Here is a 12723-nt window from a genome sequence, read left to right on the forward strand (position 1 = left end):
ATCGGCTCTAAAAATTTAGAGCCGATTTTTATTTGATGGTTAAAGTATTATTTCTTAATTACTTTAATGGTTTGCTTAGAACCATCTTTCATATCAAGTTGCAGTAAATACATTCCTGCAGAAAGATCATTTAATCTTAAAACTGATTCAGGTTGATTAATTGTCTCTATCAATTTCCCTGAAAGATCAGAAACTCTTACCGATTTCACCAATTCCGGTTTAGTGACATTAACCACTTCTGAGAATGGGTTTGGATATACTTTTATAACATTTTTAGCTTCATTTTCTGAAGTTGAAAGACAGTTTGAGTCTACGGTAGCAGTTACCGCTACACGTTGAGATTCGCAGCCTGATCCTATTTTCCAGTCATAAAAATAATAATACAAATCAGTTCTAGGTGTATTAGTCGGTGCAGCGGTCAAAGTACTTGAATTAATAGTTAAAAAACCAGGAACATTATATGGGAAACCAAAATTTCCGGCAGTAGCATTCGCAGAAGGATCAAAAAGCAAATTCCCGACAGTAGCTGACTTTGCACTAGGTCTTAATTTATAATTTGTCCCTACAGCCATCGGAAAATCCAGACTAATAACCTGTGCCACTGGCGCAAAAGAAGGTGAGGTAATTACATCAACTGTTTTAGTATGCACGACTGTACCGGCAGCGTCAATTACATCAATAGTTACATTACCCAGCACTGATCCCGCCGAACTAATAGGATAAATGGTTACTTTTTTCAATGTGAATGGTGCCGTTACGTCAAATAATAACCCAAAATTTGCAAGTCCTACTCCACTTGAAGGATTAGGAGTATATGTTGATTTTGCTGTAGTTATAGTTCCGCTTCCTGTGGATGCTGTTGCATAATATGTTGTGGTTGATGCTAAAACCGGAGTCGTAAAATTACTTCCGGTTCCTACAATATTTCCACCTGTTGGCGCATCATACCAAATTACATTAGCACCTGTTGGCGCAACTGCTGATAAAGTAGCCGATTGGTTCGGACAAACTGTTGCTCCTGTTGTAGAAGTAAGTGTAGGTGATTGACATTCTGTATTAAATAGTACCGGATAAAGCGTCCAAGCACTAAGATTACCCGATCCACAATTTGATCTTATCCAAACATAATGCATGGTAGACGAGGCTAATGAACTTATTGTAGTGGTAAGCCCCATAAAACCAGATATAGTAGGTGTAGTAGAAGAAATGGGAGCTACATTGCTTGTTGAGTAATAAATATCATATCCTCCAGAAGGAGAAGATGGTGATGCTACCCAAGAAATTGAAGCGGCATTTCCAGTAATATTATTGACTGTCAAACCAGTTGGCTGAAAGCAACTTGGTGGTGACCAAGTATATGCTAATCCCGCGCTTGGTGTACCAGGAATTGCGTTAGATATGTTAAAAGCCTGCGTACTACTATTAGCTGTACCTTGAGTTGAATTTACAAATTCTAAAGTCGTGGCATTTAATCGGTTATTAAAATCTGTAATTGTACTTCCTCTCAAACCAATTTGCACTGTTCCTGATACATTGGTGCTTCCTACAAGAAAAGAACCACTATTATAAACGATTTTTATAGCATTCGTCGTTTCCTGCAATCTAATTTGAAATGAAAAAGAAAAAACAGATGTTACTGTAGTTGCAGAATTTAATCTGAAATTTTCCCATTGAATAACAACTTCTCTGTTTGGTGCAGTTCCTACCGTTTCCCAAGATATTTTCCCAGATTTTCCAGAAACATTAAAAAAGCTACTAATATCTCTCCCAAATGCAGAGATCACACCATCATAATTACCTGAAGCATTAATCGGAGATGTTAAACTCGTAAGAGGTGCAGTTGCTCCAAAAGTAATAAATCCATTACTAGAAACATTAATATTATTTTGAGGAGTTCCATTAAACTGAAATGCAAATGGTAACGTTACGGGATAGACATTACTATCTAAATTGGTTGCTGCGGTATTGCCTGTTGCCTCTCCCAATACCGTTCCCGAAATTGTCGTAAAAGTTCCAGAAGACTGCGCAAAACTATAAGCACTTACTTGTGCATGTACAGTATTGTGACCCGCAAATAAAAATGCCAGACCAGCGACGGCACTTTTTAGATAAATTTTTGTTGATTTCCTTTTAAGAAAAAGGCTTTGGTAAAATTGCTTCATATTTGTTTCAATTTAGATTAAAACAAATATACTATTTTTTACATAACATCAATTATATTTAAAAAAAACAATAAAACATTGAAAAATAATTAAAATATTAATAGACATTATGACTATTAATTGATTTTGAAAACTTGATTAATCCCACTATATTGAATTCTCACAAGCTCTCCAAATCGTATCATTCTGCGGAACCGGAGCAATAATCTCTAAATTCTCTTTCGTAACAGGATGTACAAATTCCAATTTTCTTGCGTGTAAATTTATTCCGCCATCAGGATTTGATCGTGGCGAACCATATTTCAAATCACCTTTAATCGGAACTCCTGTTTTTGATAACTGAGCACGAATCTGATGATGCCTTCCCGTTTCAAGATCAATTTCAAGAAGATGATAATTATCTAAAGTCTTTATAATGTTATAAGTAAGAATTGCTTCTTTTGCGCCATCAGTCACTTTGGTAAAAACAATTGCTTTGTTATTTTTCTCGTTCTTCTGTAAATAATGAACCAGTCTTTGGCTTTGAGGAATCATTTCTTTAGGAACAACTGCCCAATACGTTTTTTTGACCTCTCTGTTTTTAACCATCTGCGTCAAACGGGAAAGTGCTTTTGAAGTTTTAGCATAAATAACCAAGCCCGAAGTTGGTCTGTCGATACGATGAACCAAGCCCAGAAAAACATTTCCAGGCTTGTTATCTCTTATTTTAATATAATTTTTAATGGAATCCAGCAGAGACTCATCTCCAGTTTTGTCGCCTTGTACTAATTGTCCAACTTTTTTATTGATGACCAAAAGGTGGTTATCCTCATAAACAATTTGCTCCTTCATAATTACTGACGGTTCACAGATCTGTTGGTAAACGAAATAATCACTCCACCCAGCAAACCAACTGTTTTAATGAATGAAAAATCAGATTCCACAGGTAGAAAAGCTCCGATAATACATAATGCAGCAGCAGCATACATAGGATATGTAAATTTCGCATTAGAAAGCAATGGGGCTTGCAAAACAAAACTCAACCCTATTAAAAGATAAAATAATTTTCTTGAAATAATCTCGTTGACTTCCGGCGAAAACATTCCAAACCATCCAATAACCAGACAAAGTATTGCCAACACAGAGATAATCCCCTGCGCCATTTGTAAATTATTTCTCATTAGTAACTTTCTTTTTCGTTAGGGAAATCAGCACTTTTCACATCTTTCACGTATTGTGCCACAGCTCCGGTGATTTCTGTATATAAATCTAAATATCTTCTTAAGAATTTTGGTGAAAAACCTTTGTTCATTCCTACCATATCATGATATACCAAAACCTGTCCGTCACAGTCAGGACCCGCCCCAATTCCAATTGTTGGAATTGTGATACTTTCTGAAACTTTTTTAGCTAAATCTGCAGGAATTTTTTCTAAAACAATAGAAAAACAGCCTAGTTCTTCCAAAAGCTTTGCATCACTGATTAATTTTTCAGCCTCTTCTTCATCTTTCGCTCTCACTTTATAAGTTCCGAATTGATAAATAGACTGCGGTGTCAATCCCAAATGTCCCATTACAGGAATTCCAGCATTGATGATTTTCTTTATAGATTTTGAAATTTCTTTTCCACCTTCAATTTTTATGGCGTGAGCACCACCCTCTTTCATCATTCTTACTGATGATTCCAATGCTTTATCAGGATTACTTTGGTAAGTTCCAAAAGGCAAATCAGCCACGATCAAAGCTCTGTCTATTCCACGCACAACACTTTGAGTATGATAAATCATTTGATCCAAAGTGATCGGCAATGTAGTTTCAAAACCCGCCATAACATTAGCTGCCGAATCGCCAATGAGCACGGCATCGATTCCACCGGCATCTACCATTTTCGCAGTGGTAAAATCGTAAGCGGTAAGCATGGTTATTTTCTCCTTATCGAATTTCATTTTTCGTAAGGTTTCAGTGGTAACTCTTTTGATTTCAGAATGAACAGACATAATATATGTATTGTTTATAAGTTAAAAAGTCGGCTTCCGCCGACTTGTATATTGAATAATTATAAAACTACGTGACCGAGTTTCATGAGTTTATCGTGATTGAGAATCTTAATGTTTCTTCCATCTACTTCAATGAGCTGATCTCCTTTAAATTCAGAAATCAATCGGATGGCACTTTCCGTTGCAGTACCGATAATGTTTGCTATCTCTTCTCTTGTTAATGAGATTTTGATGAAACCTTCAGGATCTGTACCTAATTTTTGCTCTAAAAGAATTAAAATCTCCGCCAATCTTTCTCTAACTGTTTTTTGAGCTAAAAATGTAATGGTGTTTGAAGATTCTCCCAACTCATAAGCTATTTTTTGAAGCATGATGAATGACAGCTGAGGATCAACCTCAAGAAGATCCATAAAAACTTCTGCAGGTAAAAAAGTACATTCTACATCAGTCATCGCCTCTGCTTTAGCCTGAAAGTTTTCACCACAAAGCAAAGCACGATATCCGATGATATCACCCTCTTTTATAAATCTTAAAATCTGATCTTTCCCAAAAGAGCCAGACTTCGACAATTTTGCAGCTCCTTTTTCCAAAAAATAAACTCCTTTCGGAATTTCACCATCATCAAAAATGATGTCGTGTTTCTGAAAACTCATCTTCTTTTTTGCACCTAAGTATCTTTCAAAATCAGTATTGGAAAGCCTTTCTTTGAAGGATTTATCGTTAAAAACCCTGGCAAATCTTTCTTCAATAGCAATCTGTTGTTCCTGCGACATTTTAATATGACATTTATCACAAAAATAGAACATTTAAACTCGATAAACAAAAAAAATTGTTATAATTTTGTCAGTCAATAATTTATGAAGGTGAGCGAGAACTGTTTTCATTGTGGACAAGACATAGAAAAGGAGAGAATTCCTTTTGATGAGAAAATTTTTTGCTGCAATGGTTGCAAATCGGTCTACGAAATTCTGAATACCAACAATCTAACTAATTTCTACGAATTAAATAAGCGCGCAGGAATCCGTCCGAACGACGAAAATTCTTCACAGTTTGATTATCTCGACACACCTGAAATTTTTGAAAAAATCACTGATTTCTCAGAAGGAAATACAAGTTTGGTCACATTCAAAATCCCAGTGATTCACTGCTCTTCATGCATCTGGCTTTTAGAAAGTCTTCATACGCTTCATAAAGATATTAAATATTCTCAGGTCAACTTTACAAGAAAGAACTTGCAGATCTCATTCAATCATAACGATTTAAAATTAAGCGAATTAGCTAACTTTTTAACCAATTTAGGTTACAAACCAGCCATAAGTTTAGAAACTGCTGACAAAAACGAAGATCATTTAGATAAATCTCTTCTGGTAAAATTAGCGATTGCAGGTTTTGCCTTTGGAAATGGAATGTTCTTAGCCTTTCCAGAATATATTGGTGGCGAAGACGTTTGGATGGAACATTACAAAGGTTTATTCCGTGTGCTAATGTTTTTACTTTCACTTCCTGTGGTATTTTATTCAGCTTCAGATTATTATAAATCTGCTTGGTATGGTTTAAAAAACAAAATCGTCAACATTGATGTTCCGATTGTTTTGGGAATTTTCGTGTTATTCGGACGAAGTGTTTATGAAATCATGACTGATTACGGTTCGGGATATTTTGACACATTATGCGGACTTCTATTCTTTATGCTACTAGGGAAAATGTTCCAGAAAAGAACGTACAGTTCACTTTCTTACGACAGAGATTACAAATCTTTTTATCCGATTGCAGTTACCAAAGTTGATTTCGGTGGGAAACAGCAAAACATTTTGCTTTCTGAAATTAAAATTGGCGACAGAATTTTAGTTAGAAATCAGGAAATCATTCCGGTGGATGCGGTTTTGATTAACGGTGAAGGAAACATCGACAACAGTTTTATTACCGGAGAAAGCGAAAGTATCAGCAAGCAACCTGGCGATAAAATTTTTGCCGGAGGAAAGCAAGTCGGATCTTCTCTTGAATTAGAAGTCATTAAAAACGTAGACCAAAGTTATCTAACTCAGCTTTGGAACAAAGAAGCTTTCAAAAAGCATGAGACGGGATTAGACACACTGATCAACGACATCAGTAAATATTTCACGTTTATCATTTTAGGAATTGCCGTTATTTCAGGAATTTACTGGTCATTTATTGATTTAGAAAAAATGTTCCAGGTGATTTCAGCGATTCTGATTATTGCCTGCCCATGCGCATTGGCATTATCTTCTCCATTTACTTTCGGACATATTATGAGGATTTTAGGTCGAAATAAATTTTATGTAAAAGATACGCTGACGATTGAGAAAATCTCAAAATTAGATGCCATCGTTTTCGATAAAACAGGAACGATTACCGAAAGAAAAAAGACAAATATCAAATTTGAAGGTTCTGAGATCCAGGAATTTGATTTAATGAATGTCAAAACTTTATTAAAAAATTCAAACCACCCGCTTTCAAAATCACTGTACGATTTCATTGAAATTAATGATGATTATTTTCCGGTTGAACAATTTGTTGAGATTTCAGGAAAAGGTTACGAAGCAAATGTAAGAGGCAATTTATATAAAATAGGTTCCGCAAAATATAACAATCAGGAATCTAAAAACCTGGAGACTGCTGTCTACATCAGCAAGAATAACGAGTTTATCGGAAAGTTTATTTTTAAAAATGAATACCGGGAAAACCTTAAAAATTTATTTAAAAAAATCGCTCAGTACAAGATTTTCATCTTAAGCGGAGATAATTCTTCAGAAGAAAGTCAGCTAAAAACTATCATCCCAAATGTGAGCTCGATGGCATTTAACCAAAGCCCCGAGGACAAATTAAACTTCATCCAAAGCCTACAAAACAACGGAATGAAAGTCGCAATGTTAGGTGACGGATTAAACGATGCCGGAGCCCTAAAACAAAGTAATGTGGGAATTGCCATTTCTGACGACACCAACAGCTTTACGCCATCCTCAGACGTGATTATGAATGGCGAAAAAGTCTCACATTTAGACAATTACCTGAATGTTTGCAAAGGATCAATGACGATTGTAAAATTAACATTCGTAATCAGTTTTCTTTACAACATTGTTGGTTTGAGCTTTGCAGTTACCGGTCACATGTCACCATTATTTGCCGCCATTTTGATGCCGCTGAGCTCCATCACCGTGATTTCATTTACTACACTTTCGACCTGGATTCTAGGTCGCAAATATTTTCGAAAAACCGCTTAAAAGCCCTTATTTAGACTGATTTTAAATTAGCCAAAGCCCGTATTTCGTGATTAATGTCATTATTTTTCACTAATTTTGAACCCCGAAAATAGGTTAATTTTGTTGTCTAATGGATATTCTATATTTAATGATCTTATGCAGTGTTTCTTTAGCTGCAGTTTTCCTGATCGTTTTTATAGTTAATGCCAGAAAAGGACAGTTTGAAGACGATGAGTCACCGGCTGTAAGAATACTTTTTGATGATGAGGTGAAGGAGAAAGAAGATTCTGGCAACAAGAACGATAAAAGTGAAAAAGGAGAAAGTAATAAATTTGAAGAAAAAAGTGAATAGTTAATATGGAGACACAAAAGTTTAGTTATGACAACAGTATTGTTCGGGCATTCCTATACGCGACCATAGTTTTTGGGATTATAGGATTCGTGTTTGGGCTGACAGCAGCTTTGATGCTTTTCTACCCTGAGCTTCCTGAATTCTTTTTCGGGACTGATGATACAACGATAAACAGTTTATCATCTGGTAACATACAAGGTTTGATCAACACACATGGTGCGTTTGGTTTTGGTAGAATAAGAATGCTGCACACTACGACAGTAATCTTTGCATTTGTATGTAATATCGTTTATGTAGGGGTTTACTACTCTACACAAAGATTATTAAAAACAAGAATGTATAGTGATACATTGTCTTGGATTCATTTCTGGACTTGGCAGTTCATGATTGTAGCTACGTACATCACCTTCTTTATGGGGATCAACACTTCAAAAGAATATGCTGAGCACGAATGGCCAATCGATATCTTGATTGCCGTATCTTGGATTATCTTCGGTGTAAACATGATTTTAACCATCAAGAAAAGAAGAGTAAGACACCTTTACGTAGCCATTTGGTTCTATCTTGGAACTTGGGTTGCCGTAGCGATGCTTCACATCTTCAACAATCTTGAAGTACCTTTATCTTTCTCTGGCTGGAAATCTTATTCAGCATATGCAGGAGCAAAAGATGCTATCGTACAATGGTGGTACGGTCACAATGCAGTTGCATTCGTATTGACGACTCCGGTTTTAGGTTTAATGTATTATTTCTTACCTAAAGCAGCAGACAGACCTGTATTTTCCTATAAATTATCGATTATTCACTTCTGGTCATTGATCTTCGTATACATTTGGGCTGGTCCTCACCACCTTCAGTATACAGCTTTACCGGCATGGGCGCAGGCAGTGGGAACTGGTTTCTCAATTATGCTAATCGCACCGTCTTGGGGAGGTATGTTGAATGGTCTTCTTACGTTAAGAGGAGCTTGGGATAAAGTAAGAGAAAATCCTATTTTGAAATTCTTCGTAGTTGCAGTTACTTGTTATGGTATGGCAACGTTTGAAGGACCGCTTTTAGCAACAAAAAACATCAACAAAATTGGTCACTTTACAGACTGGGTTATCGGTCACGTACATTTAGGAGCATTAGGATGGAATGGTTTCATGGCATTCGGTGTTATCTATTACTTGGTACCAATTATGTGGAGAACAAAAATGTGGTCTGTAAAATTAGCTAACTGGCATTTCTGGTTAGGTACATTAGGAATTATTTTCTACGCAGTACCAATGTACATCGCAGGATTTACTCAAGGTCTAATGTGGAAGCAATTCAACCCGGATGGAACATTATTATGGAAAAACTGGTTGGATACTGTAACGGCAATTATTCCTTACTACAAATTAAGATTCTTAGGAGGTTTATTCTATCTTTCGGGTGGTTTATTAATGGTTGTGAATGTTTGGAAAACTGTTAGACAGGGATCATTCCAAAAAGAAGTTCCTGCAGAAGCACCAGCTTTGGCAAACATCGGGAACAAACGTAAGGAAGGAGAAGGATTCCACCTTTGGTTAGAGAGAATGCCAATGTTGTTAACTGTATTGTCATTACTAACCATTTCAATAGGAAGTATGGTAGAGATTATTCCTACCCTATCATTGAAGAAAAGTGTGCCGACGATTTCAGCAGTGAAGCCTTATTCACCGTTAGAATTAGAAGGTAGAGATTTATATATCCGTGAGGGTTGTAATGCTTGTCACTCTCAGATGGTAAGACCATTCAGAGACGAGATTGTAAGATTTAACGGTAAAAACGGACAGTATTCTAAAGCAGGGGAATTCGTTTACGACAGACCTTTCCTTTGGGGATCAAAAAGAACAGGACCAGATTTGCATAGAGAAGGTGGTAAAAACCCAAGTTCTTGGCATTACAAACACATGTATAACCCAAGATCTACCTCTGCAGGTTCTATCATGCCTCGTTACCCTTGGTTGATTGCAACTAATCTAGACAGATCTAAGATGGTTGACAAAATGAAGTTGATGAAAAATACTTTTGATGTACCTTATACAAAAGCTCAAATTGATTCTGCAGATAAATGGGCAGACAACCAGGCTGCAAAAATTGTAAAAGACATCTACTCTGAAGCAGCTGACTTGAAAGCGGAATACGCTAAAAGACCAGACGTAAAATTGGAGAAGAAGGAAATTGTAGCATTGATTTCTTACCTACAAAGATTGGGTACAGATATTAAAACTACTGAAATAAAAACAGCTAGTAATAACTAACATTAAAAGCTCATGATTCCTCAGAACTTTAAAGATATATTATCCAATACGGAAAATGCAGGTTTGTATCAAACTTTGGCTCTTATTTTCTTTATGTTGTTCTTTATCTGTTTAATTATTTATGTTTTTAGCAGACCTAAAAAATATTACAGAGAAGAAGAGAACGCACCTCTTGGGGATGATGAAGATGATTTTAATTTAAAAGATTAAACTATTATTGATTATGAAATCGCCGTTAGCCTAGTTATTGATAATAACATTTTGACGATGGTGATTTCATATGACATTTAAAAACAATAAACATTCACTTATGAAACAAAGAACACCGGTTTTTGTAAACATCTTGATAATAATGGGGCTTCTTATAGTTTTTTATTATTTATTTGTTCAAAGCTACTCGTTTTTAGCTTCACCTTATTTCTGGGGAACTGTAGCAATCAGTGCAATCTTGGCATACATTCACAGTGCAATCGGAGATTTGATTGAAAATAATAAATTCAAAAAATTATCTGACGCAGAAAAAGCAGCGTACTTATCTGAAAAGAAAATTCCTTTCTTAAAGAGACAGTATGACGCAGCTTTCAAAAAGCAGTCTGATACAGAAGAAAAAGATATCCTTATTGACCATGGTTTCGACGGGATTATGGAGTTAGACAACCAATTACCAAAATGGTGGTTAGGATTATTCTACTTTGGAACTGTATTTTGTGTAGTGTATATTTGTGCATATTCTTTCACAGACTTTGCTCACCCATTGAGCGAATATGATGCTGAGTATAAAGAGCAAATGGCATCTATCGAAGAATACAACAAGAGCCAGCCGCCTGTAACAATAGAAACAGCTGTATTTTCTGAAGATAACATCGCTGCAGGTGAAGAAATCTTCAAAAGCAACTGTGTATCATGTCACTCAGACGGTGGTAAAGGAGGTATTGGTCCTAACCTGACAGATAACTTCTGGCACAACCAACCTGAGAAAACATTATTCAAAAACGTATTCCACGTTGTAGAAAATGGTGTAACAGGAACTGCAATGCAGGCTTGGGGTAAAAACGGAGTATTAACAGGTACAGACATTCAGAATGTTGCTGCTTACGTTTACCACATCAACCAGGAACTTCCACCAATTACAACAGACAAAGGCGGAGCACCAGCTTATGGTGATGAAGCCAAGTGGGAGAAACAGTAATTAAAACTTGAAAATATATGATTAAACATAATTTGTTATTAAATTAAAAAATAGTAACGAATTATGTTTTTTCTTTTTTTAAATAAAACCAAACTATAATGTCAGATAAAGAAGAAGATATTCTGCGTGGCGGACAGGGACAGGTTTTAGATCCTGAAACCTATAGAGATTCTATAGGAACAATGGAACAATCCGGAAAGAGAAAATGGGTTTTTCCAAAAAAACCAAAAGGTAAATATACCAACTACAGAGACTTTGTAAGTTATTTCTTACTGATTGTCTATTTTACAGTGCCGTTCATCAAGATCAATGGCAATCCTTTCTTTCTGTTTAATGTTATCGATAGAGAGTTTTTCATCATTGGACAGCCATTTTATCCGCAAGATTTTTTCATCCTTACTTTAGGAGCTATTGCTTCTCTTATTTTCATTATCATTTTTACGATTGCATTCGGAAGAATTTTCTGCGGGTGGATATGCCCTCAGACAATTTTTATGGAATCGATATTTCGTAAAATAGAATACTTGATTGAAGGAGACAGAAACAAGCAGATGAAGCTGGACAGACAAGAGTGGAACAGCGAAAAAATCTGGAAAAGAAGTTTGAAATGGTCAGTTTACGTTGTGATTTCGCTAATCATTACCCACTTTATGTTCATGTACATTGTAGGTTACGAGCAGGTCATCGAGATTATATCAGCAGGGCCATTTGCACATCCAACCAACTTTATTGTAATGATTCTCTTTGCCGCAGCATTTTACTTTGTGTTCGCTTGGTTCAGAGAGCAGGTTTGTACATTGGTTTGTCCATACGGAAGATTGCAGGGTGTTTTAATTGATAAAGAAACCATCAACGTATTTTACGATTTCAATAGAGGTGAGAACCGTTCTAAATGGAGAAAAGGTGAAGACAGAAAAGCTGCCGGAAAAGGTGACTGTATTGACTGTTACCAATGTGTGGTAGTTTGTCCGACAGGAATCGACATTAGAGACGGACAGCAATTAGAATGCATCAACTGTACAGCATGTATCGATGCCTGTGATGAAGTGATGGAAAAGGTAGGTTTGCCTAAAGGTCTTGTACGTTACGCGTCCGAAAAAGAAATAGAAACCGGAGAACCTTACAAATTTACCGGAAGAATGAAAGGCTTTGCCGTAGTTCTAGTTTTATTGGTTGGATTCTTAGGATATTTACTGTCAAGCCGTGGCGAGATGGAAGCAAAATTCATTAAACCAGCCGGAAGCACATTCTTTGTAAGAGAAGGAAAAATCACCAATACTTACAACTACACTTTCCTGAATAAAACGAACGATAAAAAAATCGTGACCATCAAAGTCATTGAACCTGCACAAGGTGAAATCAGCTATAGCGCATCAAGCAAAATTACGGTTGCCAGAGATAAGATTACCAAAGGAACGATTAACATCAGCTTTCCGGAGAATGCCATGAAACTTTCTAAGCAAAACATCAAAATCGGAGTTTACGATATGAAGGGCGAGCTTATAGATTCTTATGAAACTTATTTCGAAGGACCATTTAAATTACAATTTTAATTTT

11 protein-coding genes are annotated in these 12723 nt (G+C 36.1%); 6 read left to right on the forward strand and 5 right to left on the reverse strand.

The features are described from left to right. Positions 1 to 47: 47 nt before the first annotated feature. The 5 genes from MQX03_RS09205 to MQX03_RS09225 all read right to left on the reverse strand — a co-directional run bounded on the left by MQX03_RS09205 (position 48) and on the right by MQX03_RS09225 (position 4910). Positions 48 to 2162, reverse strand: coding sequence for an Ig-like domain-containing protein (locus tag MQX03_RS09205; RefSeq protein ID WP_242802678.1), 2115 nt, complete (start codon positions 2160 to 2162; stop codon positions 48 to 50). Between the two features lie 147 nt (positions 2163 to 2309). Continuing rightward, positions 2310 to 2996, reverse strand: a complete 687-nt coding sequence (locus MQX03_RS09210; protein WP_242802949.1) for an RluA family pseudouridine synthase — start codon at positions 2994 to 2996, stop codon at positions 2310 to 2312. Continuing rightward, complete coding sequence (locus tag MQX03_RS09215; protein WP_242802679.1) at positions 2996 to 3322, reverse strand: hypothetical protein; 327 nt, start codon at positions 3320 to 3322, stop codon at positions 2996 to 2998. The genes MQX03_RS09210 and MQX03_RS09215 overlap by 1 nt, the downstream gene beginning before the upstream one ends. After that, positions 3322 to 4137 (reverse strand): 3-methyl-2-oxobutanoate hydroxymethyltransferase, encoded by an 816-nt coding sequence (panB, locus tag MQX03_RS09220; RefSeq protein ID WP_129535744.1) that lies wholly within the window; start codon positions 4135 to 4137, stop codon positions 3322 to 3324. Before panB ends, MQX03_RS09215 begins: the two co-directional genes overlap by 1 nt. A 59-nt stretch (positions 4138 to 4196) precedes the next feature. Continuing rightward, positions 4197 to 4910, reverse strand: coding sequence for a Crp/Fnr family transcriptional regulator (locus MQX03_RS09225; RefSeq protein ID WP_242802680.1), 714 nt, complete (start codon positions 4908 to 4910; stop codon positions 4197 to 4199). Positions 4911 to 5000: 90 nt separating this feature from the next. On the opposite strand from MQX03_RS09225, the gene MQX03_RS09230 reads away from it, so the two are divergent. From MQX03_RS09230 to ccoG, 6 genes are all read left to right on the forward strand, one after another. Then, entirely contained in the window at positions 5001 to 7379 is a 2379-nt protein-coding gene (locus tag MQX03_RS09230; RefSeq protein ID WP_242802681.1) for a heavy metal translocating P-type ATPase, read from the forward strand. Positions 7380 to 7488: 109 nt separating this feature from the next. Continuing rightward, positions 7489 to 7710, forward strand: a complete 222-nt coding sequence (ccoS, locus tag MQX03_RS09235) for a cbb3-type cytochrome oxidase assembly protein CcoS (RefSeq protein WP_242802682.1) — start codon at positions 7489 to 7491, stop codon at positions 7708 to 7710. Positions 7711 to 7715: 5 nt separating this feature from the next. Then, positions 7716 to 9977, forward strand: coding sequence for a cytochrome-c oxidase, cbb3-type subunit I (gene ccoN, locus MQX03_RS09240; protein ID WP_242802683.1), 2262 nt, complete (start codon positions 7716 to 7718; stop codon positions 9975 to 9977). A gap of 12 nt (positions 9978 to 9989) precedes the next feature. Further along, positions 9990 to 10187, forward strand: a complete 198-nt coding sequence (locus MQX03_RS09245; protein WP_242802684.1) for a cbb3-type cytochrome oxidase subunit 3 — start codon at positions 9990 to 9992, stop codon at positions 10185 to 10187. Positions 10188 to 10287: 100 nt separating this feature from the next. Further along, a complete protein-coding gene (locus MQX03_RS09250) occupies positions 10288 to 11166 on the forward strand; it encodes a cbb3-type cytochrome c oxidase N-terminal domain-containing protein (protein ID WP_242802685.1) in 879 nt (292 codons plus the stop codon). A 98-nt stretch (positions 11167 to 11264) separates the two neighbouring features. Next, complete coding sequence (gene ccoG, locus MQX03_RS09255) at positions 11265 to 12719, forward strand: cytochrome c oxidase accessory protein CcoG (RefSeq protein ID WP_242802686.1); 1455 nt, start codon at positions 11265 to 11267, stop codon at positions 12717 to 12719. Positions 12720 to 12723 lie beyond the last annotated feature (4 nt).

The sequence above is a fragment of the Chryseobacterium aahli genome (genome assembly GCF_022699665.1).
In the GTDB taxonomy this organism is placed as follows: Bacteria; Bacteroidota; Bacteroidia; order Flavobacteriales; family Weeksellaceae; genus Chryseobacterium; species Chryseobacterium aahli.

Excerpts from the sequence above, each read along its gene's own strand:
- MQX03_RS09205 (WP_242802678.1), bottom strand. The coding sequence starts at position 2,162 with ATGAAGCAATTTTACCAAAGCCTTTTTCTTAAAAGGAAATCAACAAAA.
- MQX03_RS09215 (WP_242802679.1), bottom strand. The coding sequence starts at position 3,322 with ATGAGAAATAATTTACAAATGGCGCAGGGGATTATCTCTGTGTTGGCA.
- panB (WP_129535744.1), bottom strand. The coding sequence starts at position 4,137 with ATGTCTGTTCATTCTGAAATCAAAAGAGTTACCACTGAAACCTTACGA.
- MQX03_RS09225 (WP_242802680.1), bottom strand. The coding sequence starts at position 4,910 with ATGTCGCAGGAACAACAGATTGCTATTGAAGAAAGATTTGCCAGGGTT.
- ccoS (WP_242802682.1), top strand. The coding sequence starts at position 7,489 with ATGGATATTCTATATTTAATGATCTTATGCAGTGTTTCTTTAGCTGCA.
- ccoN (WP_242802683.1), top strand. The coding sequence starts at position 7,716 with ATGGAGACACAAAAGTTTAGTTATGACAACAGTATTGTTCGGGCATTC.
- MQX03_RS09245 (WP_242802684.1), top strand. The coding sequence starts at position 9,990 with ATGATTCCTCAGAACTTTAAAGATATATTATCCAATACGGAAAATGCA.
- MQX03_RS09250 (WP_242802685.1), top strand. The coding sequence starts at position 10,288 with ATGAAACAAAGAACACCGGTTTTTGTAAACATCTTGATAATAATGGGG.
- ccoG (WP_242802686.1), top strand. The coding sequence starts at position 11,265 with ATGTCAGATAAAGAAGAAGATATTCTGCGTGGCGGACAGGGACAGGTT.